The organism is Streptomyces sp. WG5 (genome assembly GCF_049974565.1).
Classification (GTDB): domain Bacteria; phylum Actinomycetota; class Actinomycetes; order Streptomycetales; family Streptomycetaceae; genus Streptomyces.
The window spans coordinates 63,520-83,526 of the sequence record NZ_JBNGGC010000026.1 but is presented as its reverse complement, the minus strand read 5'-3'; the positions used below and the strand labels follow the sequence as shown (position 1 = coordinate 83,526).

Here is a 20,007-nt window from a genome sequence, read left to right as displayed (position 1 = left end):
GTCGACGACGGTCGGCGTTAGCGGAACTGACGGGACACAAGGTGCTTGACGTTCGAAAGCTGGTGTTACTGCGGGAGGTCCAGGCCCGAGGGTCGATCGCGGCCGCCGCGGAGGCCCTCAACTACACGCGGTCCGCGGTCTCGCAGCAGCTGTCGACCCTGGAGGCGGAAACCGGCGCGGAGCTGCTGGACCGGGGCAGGGGCCGGGCTTGTCTGACCGCGGCGGGCCGGCTGCTGGTGGACCACGCCGAGCGCATTCTCGTCGGGCTGGAAGCGGCGGAGTCCGAACTGGCGGCGTCGAGCGGCCGGGTGAGCGGCGAGCTGCGGGTCGGCGTCCCGTTCCACGAGGGGCCCGCGATGCTGGTGCCCGCGCTGACCCGGGTGCGGCGGGCCCACCCGGATCTGCGGATCGTTCTGCGGGGGCTGCCCGTCGGCGGGACCCGGGAGGCCGTCCGGCTCGGTGAGGTCGACCTCGCGCTCGCGGTGCGCTACGACCACGTACCGGATCCGCCCGTCGCCGGGCTGCACGAGGAGCCGCTCGTCGGGGACCGGGTGCGGCTGGTCGTCGGCCCCGAGGGATCGGCCCCGGGGGCGCATCCGGGTCCCGGGGACCGCCACCCGCTGCCGCGCACGCTCGCCGGGTACGCCGGACAGCCCTGGGTGCTGACCACGGACTCCGGCCTCGGCGCCCTCGCGCTGCACGCCTGCGCCCAGGCCGGTTTCGCACCCGACGTGGTGGCCCGCACCAGCGACCCCCACGCCGTGCTCGGGCTCGTCTCGTTCGGCTGGGGTGTCTCGCTGCTCCCGGACCTGGTGCCCGACCGGCCGGGGTGCCCGGTGCGCCGGGTCGCCCTCGACGGACCGGAGCTGGTCCGCCACCTGTCCCTGGTGGTCCGCCGCGGCCACCTGGACCGGCCGGCCGTCGACGCCGTCATCACCGAGGTGCGCCACGCGGTGGACGAGTTGTCCGAGGACGCCGTGGTGTGGCGGCGGGCGGGGGAGCGCATGAGCTGAGGGGCCCGTCCGTGTGACGGGCCCCGGCCGGTGGCCGCGGGACGGCTCCCCGGCCACCGAGCGGTCAGCTCTCGATGAGGCGGTGCAGCAGCACCGTGTCGAAGATGTCCTCCATGACGGCGACCTTGCCGTCGCGCAGTGTCCAGGAGTGCACGAACTTCATCCGCTCGGTGCGGCCGCGCACGGAGGTCACGTACCGTTCACCGAAGACGGCGACGCGGTCTCCGGCCTCGACGAACTCCTGTGGCTCGAGCCGCATTCCACCCAGCACACGGGGCACGCGGGCGAGGAACTCCCGTACGCCGTCGTGCCCGTACTTGGTGCCGCCCAGCTCGTAGTCGGCCATGCCGTCGGGGTGGACCCAGCGCACGTCGGGGGCGAGCGTGCCGAGCAGGCCCTGGACGTCACGGGAGTGGAAGGCCCGGTAGGCGGCCTGGATCAGACTGACGTTGGGTGAGGGGGGCGCCGTGGCGGAGGCCGGTGCGGAGTCGGCGGGCAGGGGGTTCGACATGGACGCGATGCTCCTCAGACGTGGGCCGGCCGGCGGACGTGCTCGGGGAAGTGGGCCTCGAGGGTGCGGCGGACGCCGTCCCGCCAGGAGACCGTGCAGGGGCCGGTCAGGGACCGGCGCAGGGTCGGGTCGAACCGGTAGGTCTCCCGGGTGACCGGGCTCGGCACCAGCTTCGCGGGCACACCGGTCAGCTCCGCCATGTAGCGGACGCAGTCCGTCATGCCGACGGCCTCGTCCCCGCCCCAGTTGACCAGCGTGGCCGGGACGGCGGCCGCTCGCCACAGCTGCGGCACCTGGGCGACGAGGTCGTCCGTGTGCAACGGGGAGCACCAGTTCTGCCCCTCGAGCGGCACCGGGATCTCCTCGCCGGCGAGCATGCGCCGGAAGTACAGCATCGGCACACCGCCGTAACCTCCGGGCCCGTAGGCGATGTTGAGGCGGGCGATGGTCGTGGGCAGGCCGAGCACCCGGGCGAAGGCGCGCACCGCGCCCTCGGTGGCGAGCTTGCCCACCGGGTAGGCCGGCAGCCAGTCGGCGACCGCGTCGACCCGGTCGCTCTCGGTGTAGGCGTGGTCGAGGGTCCGACGGGCGTACAGGGCGCCCGTAGAGACATAGAGAAACGATTCGGCCGTTCGGCAGTGCGTCATCAGCCGGCCGGTCGCGACCGCGTTGATCTCGGCGACGGCGTTGCAATCGCCGTCGTCGCCGCGCAGCACGGCGGAGTGGATGACATGGGTGAAGTCCTGGGGTACGCGTTCCAGGCTCCCGCCCGAGGGATCTGTCATGTCCCAGAACCGGGTGACGATGGACCGCTCGTTCAGTTCCCGTCGGACGTCGGGTGCGCCGAACCGGCCGAGACACCAGACCTCGTTGTGCTCGGCGAGTGCCTCGGCGACCGGCCGGGCCACCTGGCCGGTGCCGCCGGTGACCAGGATCTTCTTGCCCTTCAGCATTTCTGTGCCCTCCATCTGCGTGTGTGCGGGGTTCCGTGCGGTCGTGTTCAGCGGGTGCCGTCCGGCCGCGGGCGTGCGGCGTCGGCGTCGGCGAGGGCGCGGTCCAGCTCCCGGCGCAGGGCCGTGTGGAACGACGCCACGTGGCGCGGGCCCATCAGCGTGTAGTGCTCACCGGGCACCTCGATGTAGCGGTTGGGGCCGGTCGTGTACTCGTCCCAGCGGCGCAGCTCGTTGTCGAGCCAGTCCTGCTTGGTACCGCGCAGGGGAGTGGCGTAGAAGACGCTCATCGACGGCACACTGCCGCTCGGGCGGTAGTCGCGACCCAGATCGGTCAGGGCGTTGGCGAGTTCCGCCCAGGTGCCGAACTTCTCGGCGTCGAGGTCGAGCTCGGTCATCCGGTCGGGCGGGAAGAGGCCGACGAGGCGGTCGATCTGCTCCTCGACCGGCAGCCCGCGCAGCACGCCGGGCAGCCGGCGGGCCTGCTCGCCGTCGACCAGGGCGAGGAAGAACGCCAGATTGACGGCCGTCTCGGCGAAGTCCAGTTCCTCCATGCGGTACTTGATGTGCGGCGGCAGGTTGAAGCTGCCGACGAAGTCGACCCGCTCCCCCTGGTCGCGCAGTACCTTCGCGATCTCGAAGGCGACGGCGCCGCCGAAGGAGTAGCCGGCCACGGCGTAGGGGCCGTGCGGCTGCCGGGCGCGGATGGCGGCCACGTAGCCGTCCACCATCTGGTCGAAGGTGGCGAAGGGCTTCTCGCCCTCGTTGAACCCGCGGGCGCGCAGCGCGTAGAAGGGACGGTCACCCGTGAAGTACTGGGCGAGGTTCACGAAGACGAGGACTTCGCCGACTCCCGGGTGGACGCAGAACAGCGGGGTCTTGGCGCCACTCGTCTGCATCGGCACCACCGGATCGTAGGAGGGCGCCGGGCCCGGGGCCGTGGTGGCCAGGTGCCGGGCGAGGCCGCGCACGGTGGGAGCCCGCAGCACGGTGATGACCTCCAGCCCGACGGCGCCGAGCCGCTGGGCGACCCTGCTGCGCAGCCGGAGGATGTCGAGCGACGTGCCGCCCAGGTCGAAGAAGTTGGCGTCGGCGCCGATCGTGGCGGGGTCGGCACCGAGGATGTCGGCGTAGATCTCGGCGAGGACGCGCTCGGTGCCGTCGGCGGGCGGGGTGTAGCCGCCCAGCATGCGCAGCGTGAGGTCGGCCACGGACTGCCGTACGCCGTCGTACGCGCCGGACTCCAGGTGGCGCCGCATCAGGGCGCGCCGGGTCTTGCCGAGACTGGTCTTGCAGAACGACTCGCGCGGCAGCGGAAGGACGAGAGCGGGACGGAAACCCCAGTGCAGCACCACGGTGTTGCGGATGGCCACGAGTGCCTTGTACAGCGTGCCCTCGTCGACGGCTTCGTCCGTCTCGCCGTCGGCGGCCCGCGGGCAGAACGCGACCACGACCCGCTCGGTGTCGTCACCGGGCGCGCGCGTGGGGAAGACCGCGACATAGGAGGCGGTCACGCCCGGCAGCTGCTCCAGGGTGGTCTCCAGTTCGTGACTGAAGTAGTTGACGCCGTTGACGATGATGCTGTCCTTGCTGCGGCCGATGAGGGTCAGCCGGCCGTTGTCGATCCACCCCAGATCGCCGCTGCGGAACCAGCCGTCGGCGGTGAACGCCTCGGCGGTGGCCCGCGGGTTGTTGTGGTAGCCCGGCGTGATCATGGGCCCGGTCAGCTGGAGTTCGCCGATCTCGCCGTCGGGCAGCGCGCGGTCCTCACCGTCGGCGACGCGTATGCGCAGGCCCTCGACGGGGGTGCCGAGGCCGGCGAACTCCTGACCGCGGTCGGCGTCGGGGAAGACCCCTCGGGAGTAGATGCTGCCGGCACAGGTCTCGGTCATCCCGAAAGCGGGCCAGAGGACGTCGCGGGCCAGGCCGTGGGACGCGAACCGGTCGAGGAACGCCTCGCCGGTGGCGCACACCACCGCCTCGCCGCCGCTGACGATGTGCCGCAGCCGGGACAGGTCGAGCCGCTCCTCCACGTCGTCCAGGCGGTCCGCCGCGGACAGCAGCGCGCCCAGCAGGAAGTTGGGGGTGAACGTCATCGTCACGCCGTGCCGGGAGATCAGCCGCAGGAACTCCAGGGGATCGCCGAGGACGACACGGGGCTCCACGTGCAGCTGGCGGCTGCCGGTGGACAACGGGAACAGGTGGCCCTCCAGGAGAGCCGCGACATGGTCGAAGGAGACCCAGTTGAGAGTCGTGTCGCCGGCGGCCAGCCGCTGGTGGCCGTTCTTCGCCGCCATGGACGCCAGCAGATTGGCGTGCGTGAGGATGACGGCCTTGGAGTTCCCGGTGGATCCGGAGGTGAGCACGAGCACCGCGGTGTCGCCGGGCCGGGCGCCGTCGTGGGGCTCGGCGATCCGGTCCGTGCGCAGCTCGTCGAGCCCGGCGACGGTGAGGCCCTCCACCCGCGGCAGGCCGTGGCCGCGGCCGGCGGTGATGACGAGGGGGTCGTCAAGCAGGGTGTGCACGTGGCGGAGCTGGGCGGCACCGCGTTCCGGGTCCGCGCCGAGCGGGGCCAGGGGGCAGGGGACGAGACCGCCGAGGACGGCGGCCCAGAAGGCGGTGAGGAAATCCCTGGGGCGCTCCAGCAGCAGGACGACCTTGTCTCCCGGGCGCAGTCCGCGCTCGCGCAGTCCGGTGAGCAGCCGCAGTGCGTCGTCGCGGAGTTCCGCATAGCTCTGGTCCAGGAAGCCGGCCGACGCTCCGCCGAGACAGTGGCGGATGCCCGAACCGGAGTGGTGCCGGGCGGCGTGCAGCAGGAGGTCGGCGATGGTCTTCTGACGCGTGGTGTGCACGGTGGTCTCCCTTGCCTGGTGGGCACGCGGGGCGGGTGCTGACGGGGCGTGCGGTGATCGTCGGGAAGATCCGGAGCCGATGCGGCTCCAGAGTTCATACGCTGTTCGACTCGATATCGCGGCCGTTCACGCAACTCCGAAACGAGTCGGACGGGGGGTCGTGTTTACCGCCCCGGGCCGAGTGATTCGGTTTACCGGGGATTCGTTGGACATCAAGAAAATAGCGAGATTTTGCGTGCCTCTGGAATCCCATTTCCGAGTTCCGGTGATGCCGGGAGGAGGGGGTGACGCGAATCGCATGTATGGTCCACTTTTTCCCCGGAGGGCCTCGGGGCGGTCTGGTGTCCGTGCAGGGGCTGCGCACGCAGACCGCATGGTTCGTGTGCTGCGTGTGTTCACGATGTGACCGTAGGCGAGAACCTGCTCGCTCTGTGGGACGGTTGGCCGCTAGCGGACATGGATACTGCGATGAGTGAGCGCGGCACTGCAGTGCGTGACGGTAACGGAAATTGGAAGCTCCGTTTCCGCGTTTGGATGCACTTTGCTGACATCGACGCCGCTCCCGGGGCCCGATTCTTGCGAGATGTCTGCCTTGGGATTGACCAGTCATTCGCATTCCGTCGGCGGTGCGGATCGGTTGACTCCGCCTTATGCCGTCAACTACTGTCGGGCTGCTTGTGATCTTCTTCTTTGTGACGGCAGAAATTGCAAAGCAGCTCCGCCTGCCAGAGTTGGCGGGAGAGGCCGCGACGACCGGCATGACGCCGGGGTTCGTCGGGGGCGGTCGGACTTCAAAGACGTGGGGGATGTCATGTCGGAGCCGGTGATCGAACAAGAGTCCGTGGCAGGTGTGGTGCGGCCGGAAGCGGCCGATCACGCCGCCCATGTGGAACGGGTGCTGCTGGAGGCCAGCGCCCTGATCGAGAACACGGTCTCGCTGCACCGGCAGCGCGCGGAGTTGCCCACTCCGGTGGCGCGCACGGGCGGGGTACAGATCACGGAAGTCCTCGAGTCGCTCATCGGCCCCGCCCGCCACACCGTGTGCGCGATGCTGGACGACGTCGGCGAGTTCACCGACACGACCGTGCGTTTACTCACGGAGGTCCCCGAGGAGGTGACCGTGCGGGTGCTGTGCTCCGCCGAGGTCGCGGATTCCTCCCTGGCGCCACTGACCGAACTGACCGACAAGCGCGTCGCGGTCCGGGTGTCCCGCAGCGAACTGCGTGCCATCCTCGTCGTCGACGGCTCCGCCTCGCTCGTGCAGTCCGCCGAGAGCAGCCCCGCCCCGGCCGCCGTCGTCTACGACGCCGCCACCGTCCGCGCCCTCGAACTCTTCTTCGCCAGCGCATGGTCGCGCGGCCGGCCGCTGGCCGGCCACCTCCAGCTCAGCCCCCGGGTGCGCACCGAACTGGCCCGCTACATCCTGGAGCGGCTGCGCGCGGGCCACACCGACGAGACGGCCGCCCGCGAACTGAACGTGTCACTGCGCACCTACCGCCGCTACGTCGCGGAAATCATGCGCGCACTGGACGCCAACTCGCGTTTCCAGGCCGGTGTCAGGGCCGTCGAGTTCGGACTGCTCTCGGAGTAGCCGCACCGCTGCGCGACACAACCGGTACGGACCGGGCAGGCCCGTGCCGGCCGTTCCCACACACCATGTGAAGAGGGTGGAAGACGACGTGCCCAACAGGGGAGACGACGAGCTGGAGCGTTCCCTGCTCGAAGTCCAGGCACTGATCGAGACGACGGTGGCGCTGCACCGCTCCCGTAGCCGTGAGGAGGAGCTGATCACCGTCCTGCCCCAGGACTACGACACCGTGCTCGACGAGGCACAGGGCCTCATCGCCGGGGCCAGACGCACGATCGACATCGTGCACGCCCGCCGGCGGGGCTCCGACGAACAGGCGGGCCGTACCGAGCGGGAACTGGTCTACGCCGCGCAGGAGGACGTCGCGGTCCGGCTGCTGGCCAGCCCCGAGCTGATCGACGAGGAATTCGTACGCGAACAGCTGGGCCGCGAACATCCGGCGGGCATCCGGATCACCGGCATCCCGCCACTGCAGGCGATCATCGCCGACGGCGCCGCCGCCGTCGTCGTCGCCCACTCGGCGGTCGGCCGGCGCGCCTCGGTGATCCGCGTGCCCGAGGTGCTGCACACCCTGACCACGCTGTTCGACAACGTGTGGGCGCACGCCGTGCCCGCCGGCGAGCGCATCGTCTTCGGCGACCGCGACCGGGCAGCGCTCGGCAGGCGGATCCTCGGCGCCCTGCAGGCCAGCGTGACCGACGAGGTCGCCGCCCGCGAGCTGAACATCTCGGTGCGTACCTACCGGCGCCACGTCGCCGACATCATGGCGCTGCTGGGGGCGAGCTCCCGTTTCCAGGCGGGAGTCCGCGCCGCGGAACTGGGTTTGCTGCCACCCGCGACCCGGTCCGGTCCGCCGCACAAGGGCACCCTGGCATCTTCCTGAAAGGTCCGTTGCCGCACGATCCGCCCGGCCAGTTCCATGGGCACCAGGAACGGGGCTCCGCGGCGGGCACGTCCCCGTCCCCGACGGCCGGTACCCCTCCGGCGGGCCGTCGGTGCACGGGGCCGGGCCCGGCTGCGGCCAGGCAGGCCGCCCGGCCGCAGCCGGACCCGGCCCCGTCGCTACCACGGATGGCTGTCGTGCGGAAGGCGAGTCCATGAATCGAGTACCGGTCGGCCTGGTGTTCCCCGGACAGGGGACGCAGAAAGAGGGGATGGGCGTGCCCTGGCGGCACACTCCGTCCTGGGAGCTCACCGCCGAGATCTCCGCCGTGACGGGGGAGGACGTCGAGGAACTGCTGCTGCGCACCCCGCGAGAGCAACTGAGGCGCACCGATCTGGCCCAGCTCGCCGTCTTCGCCGTCGCGTCGATCGCGCACGCGGAGGCCGTGCGGTCCGGGATGCTCGGCCCGGACGTCGTCGCGTGCGCCGGTCACAGCCTTGGCGAGTACGCGGCCCTGGCCGCGTCCGGCGCCCTCACCGTTTCCGCGGCCGCCGCTCTCGTGGCGGCGCGCGGCAGGGCCATGCGGGAGGCGGCTCTGGCCCGGGAGGGCACCATGGGCGTCATGGTGGCCGCCCCCCTCGACCGGGTCGAGGGGCTGGTCGGCGAGGTCCGCGCCGAGGGCGCCGACGTCTGGGTCGCCAACGTCAACGCGCCCGGCCAGATCGTCGTCTCGGGCTCGCCCGAAGGAGTCGGGGAGGTCGGCTCCCGGGCCGGCACGATCGGCGGCCGGATGCTGCGTCTGGACGTCGGCGGCGCGTTCCACAGCCCGTACATGGCCCCCGCCGCCGAAACCCTCGGCCAGGCCCTGCGGCAGGCGCCGTTCGCGCCCGGCCATCTCCCGGTCGTGGCCAACGCCGACGCCGAGCCGTACACCGAGGGCCGGCACTGGCCGGGTCTCGGCGTACGGCAGCTCACCTCCCCGGTGCTGTGGGAACGCAGCGTGGGCACCCTCACCGAGCGGCTGGGCTGCCGCCGGCTGGTCGAACTGGGCCCCGGCCGCACCCTGGCCGGGCTGATCCGCCGGACCGCCCCGGACGTCGAGATCGTCTCCGTGGACGGCCCCGCCGCCCTGCCCGTGCCGCCGGCGGTGGAACGATGAGCGTCGCGATCAGGCCGCCGGCCGGGCGCAGCGGCATCGGCGTGCTGGACAAGGTGTCCACGCTGCTCGCCGTGGTCGAACAGGGGCCGGCGTCGCTGGCCGAACTGGTCGAGATCAGCGGCTTCGCCCGCCCCACGGTGCACCGCATCGCACAGGGCATGGAGCGGCTGGGACTGCTGGCCCGGGACTTCCGGGGACGGTTCGTGGTCGGCCCGCGGCTCGGGAACATCGCCGTCGAAGTCCGTCGCGACCAGTTGGTCCAGGCGGCCGCGCCCGTCCTGGAGGATCTGCACGCGCTGACCGGACTGCATGCCCGGCTCTTCCGCCGGCACGGCGCCGCGCAGATCTGCATCGGTACCTCCAGCGGGCCCGGAGGCGCCGAGGAGGTACCGGTCGGCACGGCACTGGCCTCCGCCGGCCCCGTCGCCCAGGTGCTGCTCGCCTGGGAGGAGCCCGAAATCCTCTACGACGGGCTGCGCGACGCCCGTTTCAGTGCCGCTCAGCTCGCCCAGGTCCGGCGGCGCGGCTGGGCGCACGGTCCCGATCCCATGGTTCCGGGCGCCCTGTCCACGGCGGTACCGGTGTGGGCGCTCGGTGACCACGTGATCGCGGCGCTCACCCTCACCGGGCGCGGCCCCCGGATGCCCGCCACGCCGAGCCGGCTCCTGCTCGGTGCCGCCGTCGACGCGGCCGGGGAACTCAGCAACGGGGTGCGCCTGTCCAGGGCGGCAGGCCGCCCGGCCGATGACCGGGTCGTGTCGACCGGTCCCGTCTGATCGCGAAGCCCCCGCCGGGCCCTGCCGGGCGCCACCGGCCGGGGCCGCTACCGCGGGAGCGAGCCCCCTGTCGTGGACCCGGTCCTCGGCCGGGCGCCTCCCGGGGGGGGGGCAGGTCGCACGGTCGTCGTGCCGGTGAGCCGTCCGGTCGTCGGGGAGGCGCCGGTACGGGAAGCGACACACTCCTCACTCTCCTCGCGAGCCGGTGCGCGGGACCGGGTGGCCGGTCGGGGCCGCACGGCCGGGGCGGCGACGTCCTGTCCCGCCCGGCCGCGGGCGTCCACCGGTCGGGCCCGCCGGGCGGCCCGGAGCGGCACGCGGCTGCTGCCCGACGCGGTCGGCCGGACCGCCGCGTCCGGCAAGGATCCGGGGGCGTGAGGCCGCTGAGTCCGACCGGCAGCCCGCGGGCCCGGAACGAGGGACGAACGCGGTGGGCCGGGAGTCCTCCGCGACGGCCGGCCGCGCCGCCCGCGCGTGACGCGGCGGGCGAGCCCCGCGGGGCCCGCCCGCCCCTTCCGTCACTCGCAGCCGTGCTGCCAGTTCCAGCCGATGAACGTGTGCTTCAGCTCGACGTCGAAGGTGCAGGCGGCGGTGCCGTCCGCGTTGAGCCGCACCGACGTGCGGTGCGTGTTGGCGTACCGGTCGCCGGTGGCGTCGAAGATGCCCCGGTACGTGAAGGAGGCGTCGGCCCCCGCCGTGACGGAGCCGCAGTCGGCCGAACAGTCCTGGGTGTTCGCGGCCGACGCGAGCGACCAGCCGGCGTCCCAGGGCTCGCGGTTCCAGCCCTGGGTCGCCCCGCTGGACGCCGTGGTGATCCGTCCGCCGGCCGTGTCCCAGTCGGCCGTGGTGTACAGGCCGGTCATCCGGATGTTGCAGCAGTCGTACATCTCGTTCCAGCCGCGCACATGACGGCCGGCGGAATCCGCGGCCGCGACACCGGCCTCCCGTGCGGCGCCAGGGGCGGAACCCGCCGGGACATACCGCACTTCGCCCGGTACCGGGGTGCAGTCCTCGCCGATCGTGACGGCCTGCCGAGCGGAGAGGCCCGCCGGTGGCACCGGCAGGGACCCGGTCAGCCGTACCCCCTCACAACTGCGCGGGGTGTCCGTTCCGCCGGCGGGCGCGGCGGGCGCGGCGGTCGCCGTTCCGCCGAAAAGAAGGGTGAGTCCGGCTGCCGCCAATGCGGTTCGGGCGAATCGTCTGCTCAATTTCCGTCCCTTTCCTCGAGTTTTCGATAGGGGAGTGTAAAGCCGCGACGGCCGTGTCCAGGGGGTGTGGCGGAAAGGTTGGCAGGAAGGTGCGCCGGGGGCCGGTGCGGTGGTTGTCGCCGCGCAATGGCACTTTCCTGACAGTGTTGTTGGCCCGGTTCCGTCGTGGTGTCAGAGTCGGGGCCAGGTGCCGCCATTCGGTGGTGAATTGTGCTTCTCGGTGCGGTGGGAGGGGTCTGCGGTCATGAACCTCGTGCAGACGCGTGCTGACTTCGTGTATGACGAAACCGGTCTCCTGAGGCAACTGGATTTGCGGGCTCCCGAGTTCGAGTCGAGAATGCGCGAGGCGATGGGCGCCGCCGAGAAGTGTCTGCGCGACTGCCTGGACGGCATGCCCGACGCGGACGCCGTCGAGCGGGCCGACCGGCTCGCGAGGCGGGACGGCGGACGCCTCCCCATGATGCTCACGCTCCTCGGGGCCGAGTTCGGAGAGCCCTGGAGGGAGGGTGTGACCCGGGCCGCGGTCGTCACGGAGCTGGTCCACCTGTCCCTGCTGCTGTCCGCCACGCCCGTCCGGGACGCCGGGCGGGGAGCGGCCGCCGACTGGCTGCCGGCCCGCTCCGCACAGCTCGCCGCCGGCCTCGGCCCCGACGCGCTGCGGCTCAACGCCCGTACGGCCGGCCGGCTCGCGGCGGCGCAGTTGCGCACCCTGACCGGGCCCGCACCCGGAGAGGACGCCCTCACCCACTACGTCGAGGCGACGGCGGGAGACACCGCGGCACTGCTCGGCATGGCACTCGGCCTCGGCGCCCTGCAGGCCGCCGCGCCGGAACCGTACGTCCGGTCCTTGATCCGGTGCGGGGAGCACCTCGGGGTGGCCCTGCGCATCGCCGACGACCTGTGCGCGGCGGGTGCACGGCGCACCGGCACCCGGATGCGCCGTGCGGTGCGCGGCCGGGCCCCGGGGACCCGCGGGTCCGTGGGGCCCGCGCGACGGCCCGCTCTCCTGGCCCGGACCGGTGGTACGGCCGCGCGCCGGGCCGAGCAGTCCCTGCACCGATGGCTCGACGAGGCCCGGGCGGCGGTCGGGTCACTCCCGTCGCTGCCGGCCCGCCGAGCCGTCTACGCGCTGTGCGACACCGTCGCCGCGCGGGCGAACTGACGGAAGACCGAAGGAAGAGGGAGCCGGCCATGTCGATGCACGACCGGGTCGCTGAGCTGACCCTGATCCGCCGGAAGGCCGAGGCGGGGGATGCCAGGGCGACGCAGGCGCAGCACGCCAGGGGCAAGCTGACGGCGCGGGAGCGGATCGAACTGCTGCTGGACGCGGGATCGTTCCGGGAGGTCGAGCAGTTGCGGCGGCACCGGGCCACGGGGTTCGGGCTGGAGGCGAAGAAGCCGTACACGGACGGTGTGATCACCGGATGGGGGACGGTGGAGGGGCGGACGGTCTTCCTCTACGCGCACGACTTCCGGATCTTCGGCGGTGCGCTGGGCGAGGCGCACGCGGCGAAGATCCACAAGATCATGGACATGGCCATCGCGGCGGGCGCTCCGCTGGTGTCGCTGAACGACGGTGCCGGCGCGCGCATCCAGGAGGGTGTCTCGGCGCTGGCGGGGTACGGCGGGATCTTCCAGCGCAACACCAAGGCCTCCGGGGTGATCCCGCAGGTCTCGGTGATGCTGGGTCCCTGTGCGGGCGGAGCGGCGTACAGCCCGGCGCTGACGGACTTCGTGTTCATGGTGCGTGGGACGTCGCAGATGTTCATCACGGGCCCCGACGTGGTCATGGCGGTCACCGGCGAGGAGATCACCCACAACGGCCTGGGCGGCGCGGACGTGCACGCCGAGACCTCCGGTGTGTGCCACTTCGCCCACGACGACGAGGAGACCTGCCTCTCCGAGGTCCGCTACCTGCTGTCGATGCTGCCGCGGAACAACCGTGAGGCGCCGCCCCGCGTCCCCTCGGCGGACCCGGTCGACCGCCGCTGCGAGCGGCTGCTGGACCTGGTGCCGCCGGAGGGCAACCGGCCCTACGACATGGCCGGGGTCGTCGAGGAGATCGCCGACGACGGCGAGTACCTCGAGGTGCACGAGCACTGGGCCCGCAACGTGATCTGCGCGCTGGCCCGGATGGACGGCGAGGTCGTCGGCATCGTCGCCAACCAGCCGCAGGTGCTCGCCGGTGTGCTGGACATCGAGGCCAGCGAGAAGGCCGCCCGCTTCGTTCAGATGTGCGACGCGTTCAACATCCCCCTGGTCACCCTCGTCGACGTGCCGGGCTTCCTGCCCGGCGTCGGTCAGGAGCACGACGGCATCATCCGCCACGGCGCGAAACTCCTGTACGCCTACTGCAACGCCACCGTCCCCCGGATACAGGTGATCCTGCGCAAGGCCTACGGCGGTGCCTACATCGTCATGGACTCCCGCTCCATCGGCGCCGACGTCTCCCTGGCCTGGCCGGCCAACGAGATCGCGGTGATGGGAGCCGAGGGCGCGGCGAACGTGGTCTTCCGCCGGCGGATCGCCGACGCGGAGGATCCCGAGTCCGTGCGCGCTCAGCTGGTGAAGGAGTACAAGGCCGAGCTGATGCACCCCTACTACGCCGCCGAGCGCGGTCTCGTCGACGACGTCATCGACCCCGCCGACACCCGCTGCGCGGTCATCGACGCGCTGGCCGTGCTGCGCGCCAAGCACGCCACGATGCCCGCCCGCAAGCACGGCAACCCCCCGGCGTGAAGGAGCCGTCCCATGTCCACGCAGCTCTTCGACGGGCCGCTCGGCCCCACCCTGTACAAAGTCGTCCGGGGCACCCCCACCGCGGAAGAGCTCGCGGTCGTCGCAGCCCTGCTCAGCGCCCTGGCAGCCGGATCCGGGGAGGCCTCGGCCGAACGGGGCCCCGCTCCCCGCAGGGCCCGCTGGACCCGGCCGGAGCTGGTTCCCCCGATGTCCTGGACGACGGGCGGTGGCCGGCGCGGCAGCTAGCTGCCGACGGCGTCGCGGGCAGCCCGACGTCCCATCAACCAGCGCAAGAGCGGCACGACCGGGTCACACCCGGCCGGCCGCGGTATCGGGAGGCAGGTCGTGCTTCAGGTCGTGTTCCGGATCCTGGGGCCGCTGGAGATCAGTGCCGGTGGGCAGCCGGTCGTGCTCACCGGGGCGCGCCGCCGCACCATCATGTCCATGCTGCTGCTGGCGCCGGACCGGGTCGTGTCGGTCGAGGCCCTCGCCGACGCCGTCTGGCACGGCACCCCGCCCTCGACCGCCCGCAACCAGGTCGCCATCTGCGTCTCCTCCCTGCGCAAGGCCTTCAAGGAGGCCGCCGGGGTCGAGGACGTGGTCGTCACCAGCCACCCCGGCTACATGCTCTTCACCGGCGAACACCGCATCGACGCCGTCGAGTTCGAGGAACGCGTCGCGGTGGGCCGGGCCGCCGCCCGCAGCGGTCGAGCCGAGGAGGCGTGCGGCCACTTCGAACAAGCCCTCGCCATGTGGCGCGGCCCGGCGCTGGAGGGCATCTCGGCGGGCCGGGTGGAGGCCGAGGCCGCGCGGCTGACCGGCATGCGGCTCGACGTGTACGAGGAGTACACGGGGCTGCGCCTCGAACTCGGCCGGCACCGTGAGGTGATGGGCGAGCTGGCCGCCTTCGTCCGGGAACACCCGCTGCGCGAGCAGGCCAAGGCACACCTCATGCTCGCCCAGTACCGCTCCGGGCGGCGCGCCGAGGCCCTGGAGACCTATCGTGAGGGATGGCGGATCCTCGCCGACGAACTCGGTATCGAACCCGGTCCCGCCCTCCAGGAGATGCACGAGGAGATCCTCGCCGACTCCCCGCGCCTCGGCCCGCCCACCGAACAGACGGCTCCCGCGCTGACCGCGGCCGTGCCCGCCCACCTGCCGTCCGGTGTCGCCTCGTTCACCGGACGCCACCCCGAACTGGCCGCCCTCGACCGGCTGCTGGACCACCTGGAGGGACCGGCGCTGCCCGTCGGCGCGATCTCCGGCATCGGCGGCGTGGGCAAGACCGCGCTCGCCGTGCACTGGGCCCACCAGGTCGCGGGCCGCTTCCCGGACGGCCAGCTCTTCGCGGACCTGCGCGGCTACGACGAGGAGGCGCCGCACCGCCCCGGCGCCGTCCTCGACCGCTTCCTGCGCGCTCTCGGCGTGCCCGGCTCGGAGATCCCGCCCGACCTGGGCGAGCGCAGCGCGCTGTTCCGGACCGTGCTCGACGGCAGACGCGTGCTGATCGTGCTGGACAACGCCCGTTCGTTCCAGCAGATCCGCCCCCTGCTGCCCGGCACGGGCCGCTGCTGTGTCCTGGTCACCGGCCGCGACCCGATGGGCGGCGCACTGGCCGGCGACTACGCCTGCGTCACGCTGCACCTCGACGCCCTGGGTCAGGACGAGGCGATCGCGCTGCTGACCCGCGTCGACGGCGACGGCCGACTGAGCGCCGACCCGGTCGCCACCGCTCGGCTGAGCACCTTGTGCGACCGGCTGCCGCTGGCGCTGCGGATCGCCGCCGCCCGGCTGACCGCCAAACCCCACTGGTCGGTGCGGACCCTGGTGGCCCGGCTCGAGGACCAGCGCCGCCGGCTCGACGAACTCAGCCCGGACGAGCGCGGGGTGCGGGCGGGCCTGCGGCTGAGCTACCGCGACCTGCCGATCACCACGGCCCGGATGTTCCGGCTGCTCGGTTCCGTCAACGTGCCCGACTTCGCCGCCTGGGTCGGCGCCGCGCTGCTCGGGATCGACCCGTTCGACGCCGAGGACCTCATCGAGGAACTCGTCGACGCGCAGTTGCTGATCCCGTCCTCCTCGGCCACCGGGCACGTCCGGTACCGCTTCCAGGGCCTGCCCCGGCTGTTCGCGCGGGAGCTGTCCCTGGCGGAGGACCCGGAGGAGGAACGGCGCGGTGCGCTGCGCCGGGCGGCGGGAGCCTGGCTCGCCCTCGCCTCCGCCGCTCACCGGCGCGTGTACGGCGGGGACTTCACCCTCGTCCACGGCCCGGCGCCGCTGCACGCGCTGCCGGACCACCTGGTGGACAGCCTGCTGGAGAACCCCATGGAGTGGTTCGACAGCGAGCGCGGCTCCATCACCGGACTCGTCGACCAGCTGGCCCGGGAGGGCGAGGCGGCGCACGCCTGGGACCTGGCACTCACCAGCGTCACCCTCTTCCAGAACCGCGACTACCTGGAGGACTGGCGCTACTGCGCCGACCGGGCGCTGTCCGCCGCCCGCCGGGCCGGCGACCGGCTCGGCGAGGCGGCCATGCTGCACTCCCTCGGTACCCTGGAGATCGTCGGCTGGGCGTACGACGCCGCCCTCCCCCATCTGGCGGACGCGCTCCGGCTGTTCGAGGAGACCGGGCAGGACAAGGGACGCGCCCTGGTCCTGCGCAACCTGGCCCTGTGCGAGCGGCACCGCGGGGACCTGCACACCGCCCGGGACCTCGCGCACCGCTCCCTGGAGCTGTTCCGCCGCACCGGCGACCGCTACGCCGAGGCCCACGTCCTGGGCCTGCTCGCGCAGATCGAGCTGGAGCGGGGCCGGCCGCAGGCGAGTTTCCTGCTGTCGTCGGAGGCGGTGGCCCGGAGCCGGGACCTGGGCACGGCCCGCGGGGAGGCGCAGAGCTCGGTGCGGCTGGCCGAGGTGCTGATCCACCAGGGGGACGGCGAGCGGGCGGAGGAGGTCTGCCGGCGTGCCCTGGAACTGGTGCGCGCCACGGGGGACCGGCGAGGTGAGACCCACGCGCTGCGCACGCTGGGCGAGGCGCTGTGGCGGCAGCACCGGATCGCGCAGGCGGAGGAGGTGCTGGAGGAGGCGCTCACGGCGGCCGCAGACGTGCCCGACCGCTTCCTCGAGGCGCGGGCCGGGACCGTGCTCGGCTGTGTGCGGGCACTGCGGGGCGACCGTGACAGCGCGGCGGACTGCTTCAAGATCGCCGCCGACCTCTTCGTCGAGGTGGGCGTCGAGTCCTGGCGCGACCGCACGACGCACCTGCTGGATCTGCTGTCGCGGTCCGGACCGCTCGACATGGACGAGTTGTTCGGCCTGGTGCGGCCGTGAGGACTCCCGCCACGCCGCCCCGGCACCACGCGGAGAGGTCAGGTCCAGGGGTCGTCCCCGTTGGGGGCGGCCGTCCACGGGTCGTCGCCGAGCGGGGCGGCCGTCCACGGGTCGTCGGCGCCGGTGTGGGTGGTCATGGTGAGCGGAGCCAGCGCCTGGGTGGTGCCCGCGCCGGCCACCGCCAGCCAGAGGGCCGCGCCCGTCGTTGCGACGAGCCTGGCCGGAGCGGTGCGAAAGCCGTGCATGTGCCCTCCCGGGGACGAGCGTTGAGCGGGTGACCCGCGGGCCGGAGCGCCGCGGTGCACAACGAAGGTACGAAGCTGCCTTTCTCCGGCGGTTTCGCATCGCTTTCGCGGGGGCGAAATCGCACCGATGCCGCTACGGAAGACCGGCCTCCTAGCGTGCTGCGGAGTCCGCCCGGTGACCGCGCCGGGCCTGCCGCAGGAGGGCGCCATGGACTTCCGGATTCTCGGCTTCGTGTCGGCCGAGCGCGAAGGCCGGCCGATCGCGCTCGGCGGCGGCAAGCAGCGCACCGTGCTGGCCGCCCTGCTGCTGGCCCGGGGCAGGGTGGTCCCGGACGAGCGGCTCACCACGCTGCTGTGGGACTGCGACCCGCCGGCCACCAGCACCAAGCAGCTGTACACCTATGTGTCCCGGCTGCGCACCGGGCTGGGCGACACGGTCGTCGTGGAGCGCAGTGGCCAGGGCTACCGCATGGACACCGGTGACGCCTCCTTCGACTGGGCGTCCTTCCGCGAGCTCCGCGAGGCCGGGGCCGCCGATCTGGCGGCGGGCCGGCACGCCGAGGCCGAACGCCGTCTCGCGGCCGCCCTCGCGCTGTGGAACGGGCCCGTGCTGACCGGCGTGACCGAGCGCTTCGCCGCGGCCGAGGGGCCCCGTCTGGAGGAGGCCAGGCTCGCCGTCGTGGAACAGCACGCCGAGGCCGCGCTGGCCCTCGGCCGGCACGCCGAGTCGGTGCCGGGCCTCACCCGTGCGGTGGACCGGTACCCGCTGCACGAGCGGCTGAGGGGCCAGTTGATGACCGCGCTGTACCGGTGCGGCCGCCAGGCGGACGGGCTGGCGGTCTACGAGGAGGGCCGCCGCCTGCTCGCCGACGAGCTCGGCATCGACCCCGGCCCGGACCTGCGCATCCTGCACCAGCGGATACTCACCGCCACCCTGCCGCCGCCCTCCGCACCATCCGCCCCTTCTGCTTTTCCCGTCTCTCCGGCACCCTTGGCTGCCACCGCGGTCACGGCACCCACGGCACCCACCGCGGTCGCGGCACCCACGGCACCCACGGCGGTCGCGGCACCCACGGCGGCCGGCGGCGCCGGAACCGCGGCGCAAGCCCCGCACGCCCCCGCCGCGGGCCCCGCACACGACGGGGACGCCCGGCCCGTGCCGGCTCTGGTGCCCGCGCCGCCCGGTGACTTCACCGGGCGGCGGGCCGAGGTGGGACAGGTGGCCGGCGCGCTGCGGGGCGGGCGCGACGTGGTGGTGACCGGTGCACCGGGGACCGGGAAGTCCGTGCTCGCGCGCCGGGCCGCCGAGCAGTGCCGTGACGCCTTCCCGGACGGCCACCTCTACGCCGACCTCGGCTCCCCGGCCGCCGTGCGCGGCGGCCCCCGCGAGATCCTCGGCTGGTTCCTGCGTGCCCTGGGCGCCGGCGACCTGCCCGCCGGACTCGACGAGCGTGTCCACCTCTACCGCACCGTGTCGGCGGGCCGGCGCTTGCTGGTCGTCCTCGACGGCGCGGTGGACGACGCCCAGGTACGCCCGCTGCTCCCCGGCGGCGGAGCCTGTCGCACCGTAGTCACCGGCGTCCGCGCCCCGCTCGCCTCCCTGGAGGGCACCAGCCTGGTGCGGCTCGGGCCGATGCCGCCGGCCGACGCGGTGCGCCTGCTCGCCGCCGTCGCGGGCCGGCCGCGCATCGTCGCCGAGCCCCAGGCCACGGTGCGCCTCGCCGAGCTGTGCGACCGCAACCCGCTGGCGCTGCGCATAGCCGCGGCCCGCCTCGCGGCCCGACCCCAGTGGTCCGTCGCCCGGTTGGTGGCCCGCCTGCAGCCGGAGGAACGCCGGCTGGCCGAGCTGCGCCTGGGCAGCCTCGACGTGGCGGTGGGCCTCAGCGCCGCACGGGACACGCTGTCCCCCTCCCTCGCCGCGGCGTTCACGGCGCTCGCCGCCTCGGGCGCGGGACGGCTGACCGCCGCCGACGCCGCCCTCGTGCTGGGCACCGGGGCGGACGACGCCGAGGACGCCCTCGGCCAACTGGCCGACGCGGGGCTGCTGGAGGCCGAGGACGCCGACGGCGGGGACTGGCCGTCCTACCGGCTTCCGCCGCTCGCGCGCCTGCTCGCCCGGCGCTCCCACGGCCACACGCTCGCCGCGGCCTGACCGCCCTCCGGCACGCCCCGGGCAGGAGGCCGGCGACCGCGCACCTGCGGTGGGCGGTCCGCGGCGCCGTGACGGCCCACCGGTGCCTGCCGTGCCGTCAGCCGCAGCCGCCCGCGTGCCCTTCGTCGAAGGTGTACATCTCCGCGGGCGGCTCGACGGCACGTCGTGCCATCAGCTCGGTGAGCGCGTTGACGTATTCCGCGAGGAGCAGCGCCCTGGGCACCGGACCGTCCTGCGGCGGCTCCAGGCCGACGCCGGCCCACACCGCCGCCCGCTGCTCGATCTCGTTCAGGAACTGCAGCGGATCCTGAACCCCGGCAGCGGTTCCGTGATCGTCGCGCATGGCTCCTCCTCTGTGTCGGTCGCGGCCTTCGCGGGCCGTGACGACAGATTCGGAGGAGCCGGCATACGAATTGCCGCGTCCTTCTCCGCCCCCGGGTACAGGGGCGTGCAAGCTCGGATACAGATTCCGTACAGACCGCGGTGCCGGGCAGCCGGCGGCGTGGCCGCGGGTGCGACCGGCGGCTGAGCACCGGGGCTGCATGAAGCTGCCACGGGACGCCGGGGCGGGGCGGGATCGGCCTAGGGTGACCCGCGACCT

Annotated in this window: 16 protein-coding genes; 10 read left to right on the top strand and 6 right to left on the bottom strand. The window is 73.3% G+C overall.

Annotated features, from left to right (window positions below):
* Positions 1-41 precede the first annotated feature (41 nt).
* Positions 42-1,013, top strand: coding sequence for a LysR family transcriptional regulator (locus tag ACP4IX_RS25335; protein ID WP_426517941.1), 972 nt, complete (start codon positions 42-44; stop codon positions 1,011-1,013).
* Positions 1,014-1,077: 64 nt separating this feature from the next.
* On the opposite strand, the gene ACP4IX_RS25330 is transcribed toward ACP4IX_RS25335, so the two are convergent.
* Genes ACP4IX_RS25330 through ACP4IX_RS25320 form a run of 3 tightly spaced genes read right to left on the bottom strand, consistent with a single transcriptional unit; the run spans position 1,078 to position 5,326 of the window.
* On the bottom strand, positions 1,078-1,524 hold the full coding sequence (locus tag ACP4IX_RS25330) for a nuclear transport factor 2 family protein (RefSeq protein WP_426517940.1): 447 nt from the start codon (positions 1,522-1,524) through the stop codon (positions 1,078-1,080).
* 14 nt (positions 1,525-1,538) lie between these two features.
* A complete protein-coding gene (locus tag ACP4IX_RS25325; RefSeq protein WP_426556718.1) occupies positions 1,539-2,477 on the bottom strand; it encodes an NAD-dependent epimerase/dehydratase family protein in 939 nt (312 codons plus the stop codon).
* A 47-nt stretch (positions 2,478-2,524) separates the two neighbouring features.
* Entirely contained in the window at positions 2,525-5,326 is a 2,802-nt protein-coding gene (locus ACP4IX_RS25320; RefSeq protein WP_426556716.1) for an AMP-binding protein, read from the bottom strand.
* An 811-nt stretch (positions 5,327-6,137) separates the two neighbouring features.
* Between ACP4IX_RS25320 and ACP4IX_RS25315 the strand changes: the two genes are divergently transcribed.
* The 4 genes from ACP4IX_RS25315 to ACP4IX_RS25300 all read left to right on the top strand — a co-directional run bounded on the left by ACP4IX_RS25315 (position 6,138) and on the right by ACP4IX_RS25300 (position 9,732).
* Positions 6,138-6,917, top strand: coding sequence for a DNA-binding response regulator (locus ACP4IX_RS25315; RefSeq protein WP_426517935.1), 780 nt, complete (start codon positions 6,138-6,140; stop codon positions 6,915-6,917).
* A gap of 88 nt (positions 6,918-7,005) precedes the next feature.
* Positions 7,006-7,797: a LuxR family transcriptional regulator gene (locus ACP4IX_RS25310; RefSeq protein ID WP_426517933.1), complete on the top strand. Its 792-nt coding sequence runs from the start codon at positions 7,006-7,008 to the stop codon at positions 7,795-7,797.
* A gap of 214 nt (positions 7,798-8,011) precedes the next feature.
* The gene (locus ACP4IX_RS25305; protein ID WP_426517931.1) at positions 8,012-8,956 is read left to right on the top strand and encodes an ACP S-malonyltransferase; all 945 of its coding nucleotides are present in this window, start codon (positions 8,012-8,014) and stop codon (positions 8,954-8,956) included.
* A complete protein-coding gene (locus tag ACP4IX_RS25300) occupies positions 8,953-9,732 on the top strand; it encodes an IclR family transcriptional regulator (protein ID WP_426517929.1) in 780 nt (259 codons plus the stop codon). Before ACP4IX_RS25305 ends, ACP4IX_RS25300 begins: the two co-directional genes overlap by 4 nt.
* A 518-nt stretch (positions 9,733-10,250) precedes the next feature.
* Here the strand turns inward: ACP4IX_RS25300 and ACP4IX_RS25295 are convergent.
* Complete coding sequence (locus tag ACP4IX_RS25295; protein ID WP_426517927.1) at positions 10,251-10,940, bottom strand: hypothetical protein; 690 nt, start codon at positions 10,938-10,940, stop codon at positions 10,251-10,253.
* A gap of 244 nt (positions 10,941-11,184) precedes the next feature.
* On the opposite strand from ACP4IX_RS25295, the gene ACP4IX_RS25290 reads away from it, so the two are divergent.
* The 4 genes from ACP4IX_RS25290 (at position 11,185) to ACP4IX_RS25275 (ending at position 17,009) form a co-directional block, all read left to right on the top strand.
* Complete coding sequence (locus tag ACP4IX_RS25290) at positions 11,185-12,102, top strand: polyprenyl synthetase family protein (RefSeq protein ID WP_426556714.1); 918 nt, start codon at positions 11,185-11,187, stop codon at positions 12,100-12,102.
* A 35-nt stretch (positions 12,103-12,137) separates the two neighbouring features.
* Positions 12,138-13,679 carry an acyl-CoA carboxylase subunit beta gene (locus ACP4IX_RS25285; RefSeq protein ID WP_426518347.1) on the top strand — a complete coding sequence of 514 codons (1,542 nt, stop codon included), beginning with the start codon at positions 12,138-12,140 and terminating at the stop codon, positions 13,677-13,679.
* A gap of 12 nt (positions 13,680-13,691) precedes the next feature.
* Positions 13,692-13,925, top strand: a complete 234-nt coding sequence (locus tag ACP4IX_RS25280; protein ID WP_426556712.1) for an acyl-CoA carboxylase epsilon subunit — start codon at positions 13,692-13,694, stop codon at positions 13,923-13,925.
* 99 nt (positions 13,926-14,024) lie between these two features.
* Positions 14,025-17,009: a BTAD domain-containing putative transcriptional regulator gene (locus ACP4IX_RS25275; RefSeq protein WP_426556710.1), complete on the top strand. Its 2,985-nt coding sequence runs from the start codon at positions 14,025-14,027 to the stop codon at positions 17,007-17,009.
* A gap of 38 nt (positions 17,010-17,047) precedes the next feature.
* On the opposite strand, the gene ACP4IX_RS25270 is transcribed toward ACP4IX_RS25275, so the two are convergent.
* Positions 17,048-17,254 carry a hypothetical protein gene (locus tag ACP4IX_RS25270; protein WP_426517919.1) on the bottom strand — a complete coding sequence of 69 codons (207 nt, stop codon included), beginning with the start codon at positions 17,252-17,254 and terminating at the stop codon, positions 17,048-17,050.
* Between the two features lie 208 nt (positions 17,255-17,462).
* On the opposite strand from ACP4IX_RS25270, the gene ACP4IX_RS25265 reads away from it, so the two are divergent.
* The gene (locus tag ACP4IX_RS25265) at positions 17,463-19,406 is read left to right on the top strand and encodes a BTAD domain-containing putative transcriptional regulator (RefSeq protein ID WP_426556708.1); all 1,944 of its coding nucleotides are present in this window, start codon (positions 17,463-17,465) and stop codon (positions 19,404-19,406) included.
* A gap of 97 nt (positions 19,407-19,503) precedes the next feature.
* Here ACP4IX_RS25265 and ACP4IX_RS25260 read toward each other — a convergent pair whose 3' ends face one another.
* Positions 19,504-19,749: a DUF6269 family protein gene (locus ACP4IX_RS25260; RefSeq protein WP_426517915.1), complete on the bottom strand. Its 246-nt coding sequence runs from the start codon at positions 19,747-19,749 to the stop codon at positions 19,504-19,506.
* Between the last annotated feature and the right edge of the window lie 258 nt (positions 19,750-20,007).